The following is a 16,240-nucleotide window of genomic DNA, read 5'->3' on the forward strand; positions in this document are numbered from 1 at the left end:
GTGCGGCACCGACGGTCCACCGCGGCGCCCGCGGACGGGACGCCTCAGACGTGGTCGAGCAGGTCCCGGGCGGTGCGCGTCACGGGGCGGCCGTCGACGACGAACTCGTACGCCAGCAGCGCGACCGCCTGCTCCACCAGGGCGGTCATGCCCCGGTGGTCGGCGGCCGAGCCGCACAGCATGTCGAGCAGGGTGGTAGCGGTCCCGGCGGCCAGCTCGGTGCCGGGCCGGACCGAGAGCCGGTAGGAGTCGACCCCGGGCAGCGCCCGGACCGCGGCCTGGCCGTCGACCCGGATCAGCCGGCCGCCCGAGGTGGGGCCGGGGGTGTAGTACTGGAAGTGCACCCGCTCCGGGCGGACCGGATCCGGTCCGACGTCCCGCCCGAGCGCCAACTCGCCTGCCAGGGCGACGAGATCGAGCCCGACGGACCGTCCGGCCAGATCGGTCTGGTCGCCGCCGAGGCGGCCGTTGACCTCGATCAGCCGGGGCCCGGCGGCCGTCAGCTTGATCTCGGTGTGCACCAGACCGTGGGTGACCCCGAGCGCCCGGAGCGCCCGGTCGGCCAGGTCGACCACCTCGGCCTCCGACTCGGGGGCCAGCTGCGAGGGCCAGAACTGCCCCGACTCCCGGAACGGCGGCGCCAGCGGCAGCTTGCCGGTCACGGCGAGGTGACGGATCCCGGCGGGCGTGGCGGCGCTCTCCACCGACACGTAGTCCCCGAACGGCGCGCAGTCCGCGCCCCGCAGGAACTCCTCGACCACCAGCGCCGGTTCGGTGCGCAGGAACTCCTCGACCACGGCGGCGCCCCGGTCCGGGTCCGTCACCAGGACGGTGTTCCGGCTGCCCTCCCCGCGGACCGGCTTGACCACGGCGGGCAGGCCCACCTCGGCCAGCGCGGCGCGCCAGCCGTCGGCGTCGGTGAGCAGCGCGCTGCGCACACTGTCCACCCCGGCCTCCCGCAGCCGTCGGCGCTGCGCCGCCTTGTCGGTCAACACCCTGACGGTCTCGGGGGTGTTGAACGGCAGGCCGAGCAGTGCGGCGAGCCGGGCGGTGTCGGCGAGCATCCGTTCGCTGAAGGTCAGGATGCCCTCGGCGCCGTGCTCGCGCAGCCGGGCGACGACGGCCTCGTCACCCTCGGCCAGCGTGACGACGCCCGCGCAGTTCTCCTCGAACAGCGGTCCGACCTGCCGGGCGTGCTCGGAGTCGGCCAGCGCGACCAGCACCGGGGCCGTGCGCCCCAGGGCGATCACCTCGCGCGGCGAGGCCGAGCCCCGGTCGTAGACGACGACGACGGCCATCGCTCAGGCGCGATCGAAGAGTCGGGGGTCCTCGACGGCCTCGGCGAGCTGCCGGAGGGTGCTGCGGCGCAGCACGGCCGACCGGGGCATGTCCAGACCGGACTCGATGGCCCGGGTGGAAATCGCGAGGGCCAGCAGGGAATCCCCGCCGAGGTCGAAGAAATCGGCGTCCAGGTCGTCGACCGGTGTACCGAGGACTTCTTCCCAAATGCTTTTGAGTTTTTCGGTGGTACTGATGTCGGACATACCAGGCCTCTCCCCGTCGGCGTGCATCCGTGAATCGATTATTGGAGCAGGATTGCGGAACTGTCAATTCCGGGAAAACAGTGGGTTAACGAGCCGGCACCGGAATTCCTGCGGGCAGGGCGAATCACGGCACCGCCCCGGAAATGGAATTCCGGGCGGAACCGCCCCCCGCCGCGGCCGGTTTCCCGGCCGGATCAGCCGGCGACCGCCGCGACCGGCGTCCGCGTCGCTCCGGCCGACGTGCCGCCCGCGGTGCGCAGGTACTCGACCAGGTCGGCGATGGAGATCAGCGCCAGGCCGTGCCGGCGCGCGAATCCGCGCAGCTCCGGCAGCCGGGCCATGGAGCCGTCGGCCAGCGCGATCTCGCAGATCGCCGCCGCCGGACGCAGCCCGGCCAGTCGGCACAGGTCCACCCCGGCCTCGGTGTGGCCGGGGCGCCGGCGCGCCGCCGTCGACGGCCCGCAGCGGGAAGACGTGGCCCGGGCGCACCAGCTCGGCCGGGCGGGTGCCCGGCTCGGCCAGCAGCCGCAGGGTGAGCGCCCGGTCGGCCGCCGAGATGCCGGTGCTGATGCCGGCCGCGGCGTCGACCGAGACGGTGAAGGCGGTGCGGTGGTGCTCGGTGTTGTCGCGGACCATCTGGTCCAGTTCCAGCCGGTCGAGGTCGGCGCCGGTCATCGGGGCGCAGAGCAGTCCGCGGCATTCGGTCATGGCGAAGGCGACCAGTTCGGTGGTGGCGAGCTCGGCGGCGAAGAGGAGGTCGCCCTCGTTCTCCCGGCTCTCGTCGTCGACGACGACGACCGCCCGGCCGGCCGCGATCTGCGCGACCGCGTACTCGACGGAGTCGAACGGCTGCTCGGTGTCGCCGACCGCGTACGGAGTCGCGTCGGCGGTGGTCGTGCCCGTGGTGTGGCCCATCGGAACTCTCCTCGCGCTCGGGGCGCGGACTTCCGGGGCTGCTGGAGCATGGGCGGGCAGGGACGGCCTTCGACCGCATTCCGGCGGAATCGGCCCGCGACCGACCGGCCGACAGGGAATCCCCCCGGCCGTCGGAAAAACCTGCTCGCCGCGCACTGCCTCCCTTCCGGACTTTAACCGTCGGTCCAGGAATTTCACCTGGTCAACCGACCGCTGGCGGCGGACGGGTCGCGGACTGTGACCGCCGGTTCGGAATTTCACCGACCCCGGAGTGCGCAAACGTCTTGAACAACGCTCGTCAACCTCGCACACTTGCCGCGATCTTGACAAGACGTCGGCCAACGGGTCGAGCCGTGGGCTGCATCACACCGCCGATCGGGGGTTCCCGACCCCGCCGTTCGGCGGGCATTGCCAAGGCTCTCCGGGCGTGCTTAAGATCCGGACCGCCGATGCCTACCCACGAGTAGCGACCCCCGTTCGACCTGCGTCGAACCACTGGGGAAGGGGTCCGAGGGGCGGGCGTTCGGCACCCCGGCGGGGGCCGGGGTTCCGCTGCCCGCGTTCCTGGGGGCGGCATTGCGAAACGGGGGCAAGACGTTCATGCACGATCCTTCGAGGGGTCCGAGGCGCTCCGCCGTGCCCGCCGGCGACGCGACCGGCCGGGGCACCGCCGGGTCCGCGACCGGTCCCGGCACAGCCCTGCCCGCGGCCGGACCCGGCCCGTTACCGCCGGAACCCGCACGGTTGACGCCGGGTCAGGTCGTCCTGCGCCGGGAGATCCTCGACGGACGGGTCTGGCTGAGCTACCCCGTCCGGGTCGTCGTCCACGAACCCGACCTGCTCGCCGTGTACCTGGCCCACGACACCCGACTCTCCTTCGGCGAGGGCGAGTTCAGCTGGGGCCCGCACGGCTGGAGCACCGTCGCCGACCGCTGGCGCAGCCCCGGCGTCCTGCAGCTGCAGCGCCCCGGCGAGGCCCACGCCGTCTGGGCCTTCCGCGACCCCGCGACCGACGAACTCTCCGGCTGGTACGTCAACTTCCAGGACCCCTACCGGATCACCGCCGAGGGCGTCGACACCCTCGACCACGAACTCGACCTCTGGATCCCGGCCGACGGCGGCCCGTACCGCTGGAAGGACGTCGAGGCCTTCGAGGAGCGCGCCCGCACCGGCGGATTCACCCCCGAACAGGCCGCCGCCGTCCGCGCCGAGGCCGCCGGGCTCGCCGCCCGGATCGACCGGGGCGACACCTGGTGGACCGAGCGGTGGACGCACTGGCGGCCCGCCGCGTCGTGGACCGCTCCCCCTCCCCCGGCCTGAGCCGACCCCCCTGCCGTCCGACGGTCCACCCGACCGCCCGGACCCGTCGGGGCACCACCCGTGCCCCGGCAGCGCGACAGCGCGGCGCCACCGCACCGCGGCACCCCGGTGCCGTGGCGGCGCGCGGCGCGGCAGTCCGCACCCGCAGCAGCCCACACCGCTGCACAGCACCGCAGCACCACAGCACCGCGAAAGGAACGACCGATGCGCATAGCCCTGGTGACCTCCCCCGGCTCCGTCGAGATCCGCGAGACCCCGCGCCCCGAGATCGGCGAGGACGACGTGCTCGTCCGGATCGCCGCCTGCGGCCTGTGCACCATGGAGGCCAAGCTCTACACCGGCGCCATGCCCGTCTACCCCGTGGCCGCCGGCCACGAGGTCTCCGGCCGTGTCGAGCAGGTCGGCGCGCGCGCCGCCGCGCTGGAGGACGCCCCCGCCGTCGGCGACCTGGTCACCGTGGACCTGCTGACCCGCTGCGGCACCTGCCGCCACTGCCGCTCCGGCAACAGCGCCATCTGCGCCTCGCCGCAGGGCAGCCTGCTGCCGGACGGCAGCATCAGCATGGGCGCCGGCCTCGCCGAGTACGTCCGGGTGCCGGCCGCCCACGCCTGGCCGGTCGGCGACGCCGACCCGCTGCACGCCGCCATGGGCGAGCCGCTGGCCTGCGTGGTGCACTCGTTCCGGCGCGGCTCCTTCCGGCCCGGAGACCGGGTCGCGGTGATCGGCGGCGGCTTCATGGGCCGGCTGCACCTGCTGCTCGCCCGGCACCACCAGGCCCGCTCGGTCACCGTGATCGAGACCGACGAGGCCCGCCGCGGCGCGGCCCTGGCGGCCGGCGCCGACCACGCCGTGACGCCCGAGGAGATCGACGAACTCCCCAAGGCCGACGTGGTGTTCGTCACCATCGCCTCCCGCGAGGCGATCGCCGCCGGCTTCCGCGCCGCGGCCGACGGCGCCCGGCTGGTCCTCTTCGGCGGCTCCCACGACACCCCCGACGCCGTCCTTCCCGGCTACGAGGTGCACCGCCGCCAGCTCACCGTGACCGGCTCCTACAGCCAGGAGCCCGCCGACTGGCGTGCCGCCGCCGCCCTGCTGCGCGGCGGAGCGCTCGCCGAAGGACTGGCCCCGCTGGTCACCTCCCGCCACGAACTGGCGGACACGGACAAGGCGTTGACCGAGAGCTCCGGTTCGCCGGTCTTCCGGGTCTTCGTCGAGCCCCGCTGACCCGCACCCCCACCCCCTCCTGACACCCCGTCGGACGCCCGCCAGGCGCCGGACACCCACCCGCACCCGCACCACCAGGAGACCCCCATGAGCACCACCCCCGCCGCCACCCGCCCCACCCTGCGGATCGGCGCCCAGCTCCACCCCCAGCACTGCGACCTGGCCGACCTGCGGGCCGCCTGGCGCGCCGCCGACGACCTCGGCGTCGACTCGCTGTGGACCTGGGACCACTTCATGCCGCAGACCGGCGACCTCAACGGCCGCCACTACGAGTGCTGGTCGCTGCTGGCCGCGATGGCCGTCGAGACCAGCCGCGCCACCATCGGCTCCCTGGTGACCTGCACCGCCTACCGCAACCCCCACCTGCTCGCCGACCAGGCCCGCACCGTCGACCTGCTCAGCGGCGGCCGCCTGGTGCTCGGCGTCGGCGCCGGCTGGTTCGAGCAGGAGCACCGCGAGTACGGCTACCCCTTCCCCGGCCCCGGCGGCCGGATCGACGCCTTCGAGGAAGCCGTCACCGCGATCCGCGACCGGCTGACCCGGCTCAACCCCGCGCCCGTCGGCCCGCTGCCGATCCTCATCGGCGGCGGCGGCGAGAAGCGCACCCTCCAGGCCGTGGCCCGCTACGCCGACCTGTGGAACTGGTACGGCTGGGACTCCACCGACCCGGTCGCCGAGTTCGCCCGCCGCAGCGGCCTGCTCGACGACTGGTGCGACAAGGTCGGCCGCGACCCGCGCGAGATCGGCCGCACCGTGATGATCGACGCCCCGCAGACCGGCCTGGCCGAGGCGTTCGCGGCGGCCGGCGCCACCGAGATCATCGTCTCCGTCCCCGGCCCGTTCGACCTCGCCCCGGTCCGCGAACTGCTCGCCCTGCGCGACGGCCTGGCCGCCCGATGAGCGGTGCCGGGCAGCCGGACGGGCGTCCCGGCACCGGGTTCCACGGCCTGATGGCCGCCCTGCTGGCGTCCAGCGCCGGCATCGGCCTGGTCTTCCCGCTGACCAGCATCTACATCAGCGACCGACTGGGGCTGGGCGGCACCGGCGCCGGCACCTACTTCGTGGCGATGGCGGCCGCCGGGTGCGCCGCCGCGGTCCTCGGCGGCCCCCGGGCCGACCGGGGCAGCGCGGCGGCGGTCGGCGCGGTCGGCACCACCTCGCTGGTCCTCTCCTACGCGCTGCTCGGCGCCGCGGGCGGCAGCCTGCCCGTGACCGCCTCCGGCCTGCTCGCGGGAGTCGGTTACGGCCTGCAGTACGCGGCCATCACCGGGGTGGTCACCGCCCTGGTGCCGGCCGCGGGGCAGCGCCGTGCCTTCGTGCTGCGCCATGTGATGACCAACGCGGGCATGGGCCTGGGCGCCACCGGCGGCGGGCTGCTGCTCGCCGCCGGCCGCCCGGCGGGCACCCTGCCCTGGCTGTACGAGGCGGCGGCCGCCGCCTCGGTGCCGCTCGCCGTGCTGTTCCTGCTGGTCCACCGGCGCCGCCGGGCCGCACCCGCCGCGCCCGCCGCACCCGACGGCGACGCCGCGGACCGGGAACCGGACCCGCCGGGCTACCGGACGCTGCTGCGCAGCCGTCCGATCGCCCTGCTGATGCTCGCCCAGGCGCTCTTCGCGACCGCCGGCTTCACCCAGATCGAGGCGACCGTCCCACTGCTGCTGCACCACGGCATGGGCATCGGCCTGGCCGGCGTCAGCGCGGTCACCGCCGGCAACGCCCTCGTCCTGCTGCTGCTCCAGCACCCCGTCGCCCGGCGCCTCGAAGGGCTGGCCGAGGAGGCCGCCCTGATCGCGGCGCCCCTGCTGTGGTGCGCCGCGTTCGGCGCGGGCGCCCTCGCGACGGCCACCGACGGCACGGCCAGGACCGCCCTGCTGGCCGCCTTCGCCGCGCTCTTCGCGATCGGCGAGATCGCCTACTCCTCGGCGTTCTTTCCGCTGCTGGTACGGTTCTCGGGCCCCGCCTCGCTCGGCCGGGGCAGTGCACTGTCCTCGCTGGCCTGGAGCACGGGGACGGCCGTCGGGCCACCGCTGGGCATCGCGGTCGTGACGGCCACCGGCACCGGCACGGGCTGGCTCGCGCTCGCCGCGGGCGCCGCGGCGGTCCTGGCCGTCACCCTCCTGCTGCACCGAGCCGCTCGATGAGGAGCGGCCCGATGAGGAACGCACCGAGCCGGCCGCAGCCCTGCGTCAGAACCACCCACCCTGCCTACGGGGAGACGAACGGAGCTTCCGTGTCAGAGCCGAAGACCGCCCACCGGACACCTCCGGCACCGGCCGCCGCCCCGGTGCCCCGGGCCGATGCGACCGCCACCGCCACCACCGGCCGGTCCGCGGCCGGCCGGTCCGCACGCGCCACCGGCCGGCTGGCGACGGTACTGCCGCCGCTGGTGTTCGGCCTGGTGCTGGTGGGCACCTGGGACCTCGTCACCCGGACCAAGGCCGTCTCGGCGTTCTTCCTGCCCTCCCCCGGCACCGTCGGCCAGGCCTTCGTCGACGCCATCACCGACGGCGGACTGCTCGGCTACACCTGGCAGACCGTCGTGGAGAGCGCCGCCGGCAGCGGCCTCGGCATCGCGGCGGCCCTGCCGCTCGGCTACCTGATGGCCCGCAGCACCGTCGCCGCCCGCGCCCTGCAGCCCTACCTCGCCGCCTCCCAGGCCGTCCCCGCGGTGGCACTCGCACCGCTGCTGGCCCTGTGGATCGGCTACGGGCTGCTGCCGATCGCCATCCTCTGCGCGCTGCTGGTCTTCTTCCCGATGCTGGTCAACACCATGCTCGGCCTGCGCGAACTCGACCGCGACGTGCTCAACGCCGCCCGGGTCGACGGAGTCGGCCGGTGGGGCATGCTGCGCCACATCGAGTTCCCGCTGGCGCTGCCCAGCATCCTCGCCGGGGTGCGCACCGGGTGCACGCTCTCCATCACCGGCGCGGTGGTCGGCGAGTTCGTGATGGGCGGCGAGGGCCTCGGCCAACTGCTGGCCGTCCAGCGCGGGCAGGCGAACTCCACCGGCCTGTTCGTCTCGCTGCTCACCCTCACCCTGCTGGCCGCCGCCACCTACGGCAGCGTCCGGCTGGTCGAGCTGACCGTGGACCGCTGAGCACCGGCTCCTCCGGCCGCTCCGCCTCCCGCCCCTGTTCCCGTCGGAATCCCTCTGAACAAGGACTGTCGCATGCCCAAGACCACCGCCCGCGCCGCCGGGGCGCTCGCCCTCCTCCTCGCGGGCAGCGCCACGCTCTCGGCCTGCGCCTCCGACCCGACCGCCGCCAAGTCCTCGGACGGCAAGTCCGGCGGCGCCGTCACCGTCGGCCTCACCTACATCCCGAACATCCAGTTCGCGCCCTTCTACGTGGCGGAGAGCAAGGGCTTCTACAAGGAGGCCGGGCTCAAGGTGACGCTTCGTCACCACAGCTTCACCGACGACCTGTTCGGCGCCATGACCGCCGGCCAGGAGGACGTGGTCTACGCCGGCGGCGACGAGATGCTCCAGGCCCGGGCCAAGGACGTGCCGGTGGTGGACATCGCCACCCTCTACCACACCTACCCGGTGGCGATGCTGGTACCGCAGGACTCCCCGATCCGCACGATCGCGGACCTGCGCGGCCACAGCGTCGGCACCCCCGGCCCGTACGGCGAGACCTACTTCGGCCTGCTGGCCCAGCTGAAGGCCGGCGGACTGACCACCAAGGACGTCGACGTCCAGCACATCGGCTTCACCCAGCAGGCCGCCCTGGTCGGCAAGAAGGTCGACGCCGTGATGGGCTACCTCAACAACGACGCCGTGCAGTTCCAGCAGGCCGGCCTGGCCGTCCGCCCCGTCGAGGGCACCGGCGACGCCTCGGCCCTGCCCCTGGTCGCGGCCGGCCTCGGCGCCACCAGGGCCACCCTGGACAAGCGCGGCGACGACGTGCGCAAGTTCGTGGCGGCCACGCTGCGCGGCGTGCAGTACACCGTCGACCACCCCGAGGAGGCGGTGACGATCAGCAAGACCTACATCCCGGGCATGAACGACCAGAAGCAGCAGGACTCCGCCCTCGCCGTCCTGCGCGCGACCACCCCGCTGATGCAGGCGCCCGCAACCGGCAAGCCGGGCCTCAACGACCCGGCCACCTGGGACCGGATGGCCGCGTTCATGCAGGAGCAGGGCCTGATCGAGAAGCCGACCACCCCGGCCGAGGCGTTCAGCAACGAGTACCTCCCGTAGGTCGGGAGCGATCGGGCACCGTGGGGGCCGGCCGGGTCCGGCCCCCACCCCGGTCCCCGGTCAGCGGCGGCCGAGGGAGCGGTACGTCCAGCCGGCCGCGCGCCAGGCCGCCGGGTCCAGCACGTTGCGGCCGTCGACGACGGCCCGGACGGCGACCTCCCGGCCCAGGGCCACCGGGTCGAGCTCGACGAACTCGCGCCACTCGGTCAGCAGCAGCACCACCTCGGCCCCGCGCGCGGCCTCCGCCGCGGAGGCGGCGTAGGCCAGGTCGGGGAAGGCCTTGCGCGCGTTGTCCAGGGCCGCCGGGTCGTACACCGAGACCTGCCCGCCCTCGCGCGCGACCGCCGCCGCGACGTCGAGCGCGGGCGAGTCGCGGATGTCGTCCGACTCGGGCTTGAAGGCGGCGCCGAGCACGGCGACCTTCCGGCCGCTGAAGGAGCCGGCCACCAGCTCCCGGGCGTGGTCGACGGCGCGGGTGCGGCGGCGCAGGTTGATCGCGTCCACCTGCCGCAGGAACTCCAGGGACTCGCCGGTGCCCAACTCCTCGGCGCGGGCGACGAAGGCCCGGATGTCCTTGGGCAGGCAGCCGCCGCCGAAGCCGAGTCCGGCGGCGAGGAAGCGCCGGCCGATCCGCTCGTCGTGGCCCAGCGCCTCGGCCAGCCGCACCACGTCGGCTCCGGCCGCCTCGCACACCTCGGCGATCGCGTTGATGTACGAGATCTTGGTCGCCAGGAAGGCGTTCGCGGCGGTCTTGACCAGCTCGGCGGTGGCGTAGTCGGTGACCACGGTCGGGATGTCGCCCAGCGGCCCGTACAGGTCGCGCAGCAGGCCCTCGGCCCGGCCGGGGCGCACCCCGAGCACGATCCGGTCGGGCGCCAGGGTGTCCTCCACCGCGTGGCCCTCCCGCAGGAACTCCGGGTTCCAGGCGAGTTCGGCGGCCTCCCCGGCGGGCGCCAGCGCGGTGAGCCGGGCGGCCAGCCGCTCGGCCGTGCCGACCGGGACGGTGGACTTGCCGACGACCAGGCAGGGCCGGTCCAGATGTGGGGCCAACGCGGCCACGGCGGCGTCGAGTTGGGAGAGGTCGGCGGCCCCCGAGTCCTTGCGCTGGGGCGTGCCGAGGCAGAGGAAGTGCAGGTCGCCGAAGGCGGCGGCCTCCTTCGGGTCGGTGCCGAAGCGCAGCCGCCCGGCGGCCAGGTTGCGGCGCAGCAGTTCCCCCAACCCCTGCTCGTGGATGGGCAGTTCACCCTGGTTGAGGGAGCGGACCCGGTCCTCGTCGATGTCCAGTCCGAGGACCTCGTGGCCGAGTTCGGCCATGCAGGCGGCGTGGGTGATGCCGAGGTAGCCGCTGCCGATCACCGTCAGACGGTGGCGCACGGTCGGTCTCCTGTCGTTGGTGGGGTGCGGGGCGTTGCCGGACGGGGCAGGGAGGCCGGCCGACGGAGGGGGCGGCGGACGGGGTCGGCCGACGGCGGGGGCTTCGGCCGGGGTCGGCCGCCCGGGGGCGTGGGGCTGGGTCAGTCGACGGCCCGGGTCAGTCGACGGCCCGGGTCAGCCGGCGGACGGGCCGGACGACGAGCAGGGCGAGGGCGCAGCCCAGTCCGACCAGGGCGCCGAGGAACAGCAGCCGGTGCACACCGACCAGCCCGCTGACCGGACCGGCGACGGCCTGGCCGAGCGGGACGGCCAGGATGGATCCGGCGATCTCGTATGCCGCGACCCGGTTGAGCTTGTCCTCGGGTATCCGGGTCTGGACCGAGGTCGCCCACTGGACGCCCCAGAACGCCCACCCGACGCCGCTGACCAGGTAGCCCGCCATCAGCAGCGGTACCGGCGGCACCAGCGCGGCGGACAGCGGCATCAGCGGGAAGAGCAGCATCGCCACCGCCCCGCCGAACAGCGGACGGGCCGGGCGCAGCCGGATCGCGACCAGGCCGCCGAGCACGCAGCCGACGCCGAAGGCGCTCTCCGCCCAGCCGAAGGCAGCCTTGCCGTGGGCGTCGATGATGGAGACCGCGCCGACCGGGGTGATCGGGCCCCAGACCGCGACGCCGAGGACCCACCAGATCAGGATCACCGACCACAGCCAGGAGCGGGAGCGGAACTCCGTCCAGCCCTCGCGCAGGTTCTGCAGGGTGGAGGCACTGCGGTCGGGCTCGACGTACGGCAGCCGCAGGGCCGTCAGGCAGAGCCCGCTGACCACGAAGACGACCGCCGTCGCGGCGAAGACCGACGCCGGGGACACCACGGCGACCAGGGTGCCGGCGATGGCCGGGCCCGCCATGGTGGCGACACCCTGGCTGACCCGGAGCACGCCGTTGGCCTGCTGCGGGTCGGTGGCGACCTGCGGGACCAGGCTGGTCAGGCCCGGCTGGAACATCGCGGTGGCGAGCCCGCCGAGCACCGAGGCGAGGACCAGCAGCCACAGCGCCGGGTGGCCGAGCCAGAGGCCGAGCGCGAGTCCGGCCTGGATCGCGAAGCGCGCCCCGTCGGCGGCGATCATCTGCGGCCGGGGGTGGAAGCGGTCGGCGAACACCCCGCCGAACACCACGAACAGGGCGAACGCCCCCATCCAGGCGCCCAGCGCGACGCCGACGGCGCCCACCCCGAAGCCGAGCGAGAGCATCGCCACGGCCGTCGCGACGGGAATCATGGTGTCGCCCAGCACCGCCATGGTGCGGGCGGTGAAGTAGAACCCGAAGTTGCGGGTCCACAGGCGGGCGGGCGGGGCGGGCGGCGCGGCCAGGGTCGCGGCCATGGGGCTCCTTCGGGACGTCCGCCGGGGCGGGCGGGTGCTCGGGGTCGGGCGGGCGCGGGGCTCCGGGGCGCTGCTCCGGGGCGCTGCTCCGGGAGGCGGCGTTCGTCGGCGTCGGCGTCGGCGCGTCGGCGCGTCGGCGTCGACTCAGAGTGCGAGTTCGACCCGGTACGCGCGCAGCCAGGCGTCAGTCTGCAGGGCGGTCTCCAGCGCGGCGCGGCCGACCCCCGCGACCAGGGCATCAGCGCCGTCGCGGGCCACCGCCGTCCGGAGCCCGGGCGCGAGCAGCGGGGCGACCGGGCTGTCCGGGTCCAGGGCGACCGCGGCCAGCCGCTCCCGCAGCACCCGGTCGTAGCCGGCGTCCCGCAGGTTGGGGTAGGGCGTCTTGACCCGCATCGCCACCGGTTCGGGCAGCAGGTCCTTCATCGCCGCCCGCAGCAGGCTCTTCTCCCGGCCGTCGAACGCCTTCATCTCCCAGGGGATGTTGAAGGTGTACTCGACCAGCCGGGGGTCGGCGAACGGCACCCGGATGTCGAGCCCGGCGGCGCTGCCGAGACGGTCCAGCCGGTCGAACAGCACCCGGGTGTGGCGGGTGTGCGCGAGGTAGGTGACCTCGCGGTAGCGGGCCTCGACCGGGTCGGCGACCACCTCGGCGGCGGCGATCTCCGCGACGGCGTCCCGGTGGCAGTCGCGCTCGTAGCCGGCCAGGTCGAGCTTGCCGAGCAGTCCGGCGTCGAAGAGCACGTCGGTGCCGAGGAAGCGCGGCCGGTTCTCCGCCACCCACGGGAAGGTCGGGCAGGCGATCCACTCCGGCAGCCGGTTCCAGTTGTAGCCACCGAAGACGTCGTCCCCGCACTCGCCGGACAGCGCGACGGCGGCGTGCCCGCGCGCCTCGCCGAACAGCAGCCGCAGCGAGGCGTACTGGTCGCCCTTGTTGATCGGGATGTCGTAGGCGGCGAGCACCGAGGCCCGCAGCGCGGGGTCGAGCAGGTCCAGGCCGGCGAGCGAGATCTCGCCGTGCTCGGTACCGGCGTGCTCGGCCATCAGCCGGGCGTAGAGGTGGTCCTCGTTGCCCTGCGCCGCGCCGCCGTCGGCGCCCGGCTCCTGGTCGTTGACGGCGAGCGAGCGGATCGGGCCGCGGCCCTGGCGGCGGGCGAGGGCGGCGGCCAGCGCGGTGAGCGAGCTGGAGTCGAGGCCGCCGGAGAGCAGCGAGCACGGCGCTTCCCCGCCGTCCAGGTGCGGGGCGACCGCGTCCTCCAGGAGCGCGCGCACGGTGTCCACGGTGGTGCCCAGGTCGTCGGGGTGACCGTCCACCCTCAGCTGCCAGTAGCGCCGCTCGGTCGCGCCCGAGCGGCCGACCCGCAGCAGCCCGCCGGGCAGGACCTCGCGCAGGCCGCGGAAGACCGCGTGGCCGGGCACCCGGGCGACGGAGAGGATGTCCCGCAGGCCGTCGGCGTCGAGGACGGGCCGGAAGGCGGGGTGGGCGAGCACGGCCTTGGGCTCGGAGCCGAAGAGCACACCGTCCGGGGTGGTTGCGAAGAAGAGCGGCTTGACGCCCATCCGGTCGCGGACCAGCAGCAGTTCCTCCCGGCGCGCGTCCCAGAGGGCGAGCGCGTAGGTGCCCTCGATCCGGGTGACGAAGTCCTCGCCCCAGGCCAGGTACGCCTGGAGCACGGCCTCGGCCTCGCCGCCGGTGACGGCGCGGTGCCCGGCGGCGGTCAGGCGGTCGCGCAGGGCGCGGGCGTTGGTGAGGTGGCCGGCGAAGGAGAGCACGGCGAGCGGGCCGGTGTCGCCGGGGGCGGCGAGCGGCTGCGGGTGCGGGTCGCGGGCGGTGCGGCGGTGGCCGAGGGCGGCGTGCGGGGAGCTCCACAGCCCCTCGCCGTCGGGCCCGCGCCCGGCCAGCGCCGCGGTCATGGCCCGGACGACGTCCTGTCCGTCCGCGGTGTCAGGGGTGTCGGCGGTGCCGTGGGAGGGGGTGCCGTGCGAGAAGTCGACCCAGCCGGCTATGGCGGACATGCGGTACTCCAGGGGTGGGCGGTGACAGGTGGGTTGCGCTGGCGGGCAGCGGGGCGGTCCGGCCGTGGGGTGGCCGGCGGCGCCGGACGGGGCGCCGCCGGCCGGTACGGTCACGCCCGCGCGTCGGGCCCGGTCGGGACGGCGGGGACCGCGGGGACGGTGTGGTCGCCGTGCACGGTGTGGTCGCCGGGCACGGTGTAGTCGCCGTGGATGTCGCAGGCCCACCACTGGGCGAGGGCGCGCATGCTCTCGCGCAACTCGGCCGAGGGCTGCCAACCGAGTTCGGCCCCGATCAGCCCGGTCGCCATGGTCCAGCGGTCGACCGTCGGGTCCTGGACCCACTCCCAGGGCGTACGGCGCGACACGTCGGCCAGGAACCCGGCGAGCTCCTGCTCGTCGAAGGCCGCCGAGGCGACGTTGAGCACCGGCTGCGCGGGCGGGGCCGCCAGGACGGCGCGCAGCGCGTCGGCGAGGTCGCGGTGGTCCAGCACCTGGTGGCGGCCCAGCGGGTTCAGGGCGAGCGGGCGCCGGGTCCAGGCCAGGTTCACCCACCGCACCAGCGGGCTGTCCTCCGGCGCGTACCGGCCGACCGGGTCGGCGAGGCGCAGGACCTGCACGGGGACGCCGTGCTCGGCGCCCCAGGCCAGGACGGCCCGCTCCTCGCGCCACCAGGCCAGCGCCACCGGGTCGGCCGGGGCGGCGGCCGGGAGCTGCTCGGTGACGGTCCGTTCGCGGCTGCCCCGGTAGACGGCCGAGGAACCGGCGTAGACCACCCGCTCCACCCCGGCCTTGGCGGCGGCGGCGAGCACCTCGGCCAGCAGCTCGCCGTCCTCGGAGCGGCCCAGGTGCACCACGTACCGGACGCCGTCGAGGTCCCCGGCGGTCGGCCGCCCGGCCGGGTGCACCGCGTCGAGGCCGCCGTCGGCGAGCAGGCGGGCCAGCTGCCGGGCGAAGGCCGGGTCGCCGCCGGTGACGGCCACCCGGGCGAGCGGGGCCGGACGGGGCGTGCGGACGGCCGGGTCGGCCCCGGCCCGGCGGCCGGCGGCGAGGGCGGTCAGCGCGAAGTCGCGCACCGCCGGGACCACCGCCAGCAACTCGGCGACGGTGTACTCCTGGCACAGCCCGCCCGTCCCGAGGCTCTCCAGGACGGCGGCGGCGATCTGCGGGTCCGGCTCCGGCCGGTCGGCGGTGACGACGCCGAGGGCGAACGCGGTCAGCCACACGGCCCGGCCGGAACCCTCCAGGAGCCCGGCCGCGGCGTCCGGCCCGGCGGCGTCCAGCGCCGCCAGGCAGGCGTCCAGCAGCCCGGTGCGGGCGAGCTGCCGCTCGGTCTCCAGGTACTCCCACTCGGTGCCCCGGAGGACGGCGCAACGGGCCTCGCCGTACTGGTAGAAGGGCACCACCGGGAAGCGCGGGCACGGCCCCTCGGCGGCCACCGGACCGGCCTCGCCGGTGAACAGGGTCGCCTGGCGGAAGCCGTGGTAGGTGTTGCCGGCGAGGCTGGGCAGGTCGTCGTGCTGCACGGTGCTGGGCGTGCAGAAGCGCACCGGCATGCCGATCGCGTTCAGGTACCGCTGCACCACCACGTCGTAGGGCCAGCCGCCGCCGTGCTCCCGCTGGAAGGCCTCGTAGCCGCGGGCAGCCTCGGCGGGCAGTATCAGCGCCTGGCAGGGCACGTGCTCCTGGAGGGTGTACGCCCAGGGCGCGCCGACCAGCGCGGCCAGCCGGGCGACGGCGCCGTTGCGCGAGTCCCAGCCCGCGTAGAGGGAGATCGCCTCGCCGGGCGCCGCCGCGGCGGCTCGCTCGGCGTGCTCGAAGAACCCCTCGGCGAACACCACGTCGTCCTGCAGCACCAGGTGGTGGGTGGCGTCGGGCGCCACGCAGGACCAGGAGAGCGGCGCCACCCGGAGGGCGGTCGGACGGCCGTCCGGCTCGGGGTCCGTGATCACCAGGACCCGGCCCAGCGGATCGGCCTCGGCGATCCGCCGGGCCTCCTGCGCACGCCGGGGGTGGCTCATCACCGCGCCGCTCAGCCGCACCTGGGCCGGGGCGTTACTGGCATCCATCGAAGTACCTCGCTGTGGGGGGTTGGGGTTTCGGTGGGTCAGGTGAGTCCGGTGGGTCCGGTGGGTCCGGTGGGTCCGGTGGGTAGGGAATACCGACCGGACCGGGGTCCGCGCCGACTTTCACGACCGGATCCGGGGTGCCGCTGGAATTCACCACGCTCGCGCGGCGCGGACACAGCGGACCACGGCGGCTGCATTCCGC

Annotated in this window: 12 protein-coding genes, 1 pseudogene and 1 riboswitch; of the genes and pseudogenes, 6 read left to right on the forward strand and 7 right to left on the reverse strand. The window is 75.1% G+C overall.

Features of this window, described 5'->3' with window-relative positions:
- Nucleotides 1-44: 44 nt before the first annotated feature.
- The 3 genes and pseudogenes from ACW14Y_RS09665 to ribB form a co-directional block, all read right to left on the reverse strand.
- Nucleotides 45-1,298, reverse strand: coding sequence for an ATP-grasp domain-containing protein (locus ACW14Y_RS09665; protein WP_456986541.1), 1,254 nt, complete (start codon nucleotides 1,296-1,298; stop codon nucleotides 45-47).
- 3 nt (nucleotides 1,299-1,301) lie between these two features.
- Nucleotides 1,302-1,544, reverse strand: a complete 243-nt coding sequence (locus tag ACW14Y_RS09670; RefSeq protein ID WP_380308922.1) for a phosphopantetheine-binding protein — start codon at nucleotides 1,542-1,544, stop codon at nucleotides 1,302-1,304.
- Between the two features lie 239 nt (nucleotides 1,545-1,783).
- A pseudogene (gene ribB, locus ACW14Y_RS09675) lies at nucleotides 1,784-2,459 on the reverse strand (3,4-dihydroxy-2-butanone-4-phosphate synthase); the annotation flags it as partial.
- 148 nt (nucleotides 2,460-2,607) lie between these two features.
- A riboswitch (FMN riboswitch) is annotated at nucleotides 2,608-2,738 on the reverse strand.
- A gap of 465 nt (nucleotides 2,739-3,203) precedes the next feature.
- Here ribB and ACW14Y_RS09680 point away from each other — a divergent pair.
- The 6 genes from ACW14Y_RS09680 (at nucleotide 3,204) to ACW14Y_RS09705 (ending at nucleotide 9,204) form a co-directional block, all read left to right on the forward strand.
- On the forward strand, nucleotides 3,204-3,779 hold the full coding sequence (locus ACW14Y_RS09680; RefSeq protein ID WP_456986542.1) for a DUF402 domain-containing protein: 576 nt from the start codon (nucleotides 3,204-3,206) through the stop codon (nucleotides 3,777-3,779).
- A 204-nt stretch (nucleotides 3,780-3,983) separates the two neighbouring features.
- Nucleotides 3,984-5,003 (forward strand): zinc-dependent alcohol dehydrogenase, encoded by a 1,020-nt coding sequence (locus ACW14Y_RS09685; protein ID WP_380308925.1) that lies wholly within the window; start codon nucleotides 3,984-3,986, stop codon nucleotides 5,001-5,003.
- A gap of 87 nt (nucleotides 5,004-5,090) precedes the next feature.
- Nucleotides 5,091-5,903, forward strand: coding sequence for an LLM class F420-dependent oxidoreductase (locus ACW14Y_RS09690; RefSeq protein ID WP_380308927.1), 813 nt, complete (start codon nucleotides 5,091-5,093; stop codon nucleotides 5,901-5,903).
- Nucleotides 5,900-7,144, forward strand: a complete 1,245-nt coding sequence (locus ACW14Y_RS09695; RefSeq protein WP_456986544.1) for an MFS transporter — start codon at nucleotides 5,900-5,902, stop codon at nucleotides 7,142-7,144. The genes ACW14Y_RS09690 and ACW14Y_RS09695 overlap by 4 nt, the downstream gene beginning before the upstream one ends.
- A 371-nt stretch (nucleotides 7,145-7,515) precedes the next feature.
- Entirely contained in the window at nucleotides 7,516-8,100 is a 585-nt protein-coding gene (locus ACW14Y_RS09700; protein ID WP_380308943.1) for an ABC transporter permease, read from the forward strand.
- Nucleotides 8,101-8,172: 72 nt separating this feature from the next.
- The gene (locus ACW14Y_RS09705; RefSeq protein WP_380308931.1) at nucleotides 8,173-9,204 is read left to right on the forward strand and encodes an ABC transporter substrate-binding protein; all 1,032 of its coding nucleotides are present in this window, start codon (nucleotides 8,173-8,175) and stop codon (nucleotides 9,202-9,204) included.
- 60 nt (nucleotides 9,205-9,264) lie between these two features.
- Here ACW14Y_RS09705 and ACW14Y_RS09710 read toward each other — a convergent pair whose 3' ends face one another.
- The 4 genes from ACW14Y_RS09710 to ACW14Y_RS09725 all read right to left on the reverse strand — a co-directional run bounded on the left by ACW14Y_RS09710 (nucleotide 9,265) and on the right by ACW14Y_RS09725 (nucleotide 16,038).
- Entirely contained in the window at nucleotides 9,265-10,578 is a 1,314-nt protein-coding gene (locus tag ACW14Y_RS09710; protein WP_456986545.1) for a UDP-glucose dehydrogenase family protein, read from the reverse strand.
- A gap of 157 nt (nucleotides 10,579-10,735) precedes the next feature.
- Nucleotides 10,736-11,959, reverse strand: a complete 1,224-nt coding sequence (locus ACW14Y_RS09715; RefSeq protein WP_456986546.1) for an MFS transporter — start codon at nucleotides 11,957-11,959, stop codon at nucleotides 10,736-10,738.
- Between the two features lie 144 nt (nucleotides 11,960-12,103).
- Nucleotides 12,104-13,972 carry an asparagine synthase (glutamine-hydrolyzing) gene (asnB, locus tag ACW14Y_RS09720; RefSeq protein ID WP_456986547.1) on the reverse strand — a complete coding sequence of 623 codons (1,869 nt, stop codon included), beginning with the start codon at nucleotides 13,970-13,972 and terminating at the stop codon, nucleotides 12,104-12,106.
- Nucleotides 13,973-14,082: 110 nt separating this feature from the next.
- The gene (locus ACW14Y_RS09725; RefSeq protein ID WP_456986548.1) at nucleotides 14,083-16,038 is read right to left on the reverse strand and encodes an NAD-dependent epimerase/dehydratase family protein; all 1,956 of its coding nucleotides are present in this window, start codon (nucleotides 16,036-16,038) and stop codon (nucleotides 14,083-14,085) included.
- Nucleotides 16,039-16,240 lie beyond the last annotated feature (202 nt).

The sequence above is a fragment of the Kitasatospora sp. cg17-2 genome, from assembly GCF_054031055.1.

Excerpts from the sequence above, each read along its gene's own strand:
- asnB (WP_456986547.1), bottom strand. The coding sequence starts at position 13,972 with ATGTCCGCCATAGCCGGCTGGGTCGACTTCTCGCACGGCACCCCCTCC.
- ACW14Y_RS09705 (WP_380308931.1), top strand. The coding sequence starts at position 8,173 with ATGCCCAAGACCACCGCCCGCGCCGCCGGGGCGCTCGCCCTCCTCCTC.
- ACW14Y_RS09690 (WP_380308927.1), top strand. The coding sequence starts at position 5,091 with ATGAGCACCACCCCCGCCGCCACCCGCCCCACCCTGCGGATCGGCGCC.
- ACW14Y_RS09665 (WP_456986541.1), bottom strand. The coding sequence starts at position 1,298 with ATGGCCGTCGTCGTCGTCTACGACCGGGGCTCGGCCTCGCCGCGCGAG.
- ACW14Y_RS09670 (WP_380308922.1), bottom strand. The coding sequence starts at position 1,544 with ATGTCCGACATCAGTACCACCGAAAAACTCAAAAGCATTTGGGAAGAA.
- ACW14Y_RS09715 (WP_456986546.1), bottom strand. The coding sequence starts at position 11,959 with ATGGCCGCGACCCTGGCCGCGCCGCCCGCCCCGCCCGCCCGCCTGTGG.
- ACW14Y_RS09725 (WP_456986548.1), bottom strand. The coding sequence starts at position 16,038 with ATGGATGCCAGTAACGCCCCGGCCCAGGTGCGGCTGAGCGGCGCGGTG.
- ACW14Y_RS09695 (WP_456986544.1), top strand. The coding sequence starts at position 5,900 with ATGAGCGGTGCCGGGCAGCCGGACGGGCGTCCCGGCACCGGGTTCCAC.
- ACW14Y_RS09685 (WP_380308925.1), top strand. The coding sequence starts at position 3,984 with ATGCGCATAGCCCTGGTGACCTCCCCCGGCTCCGTCGAGATCCGCGAG.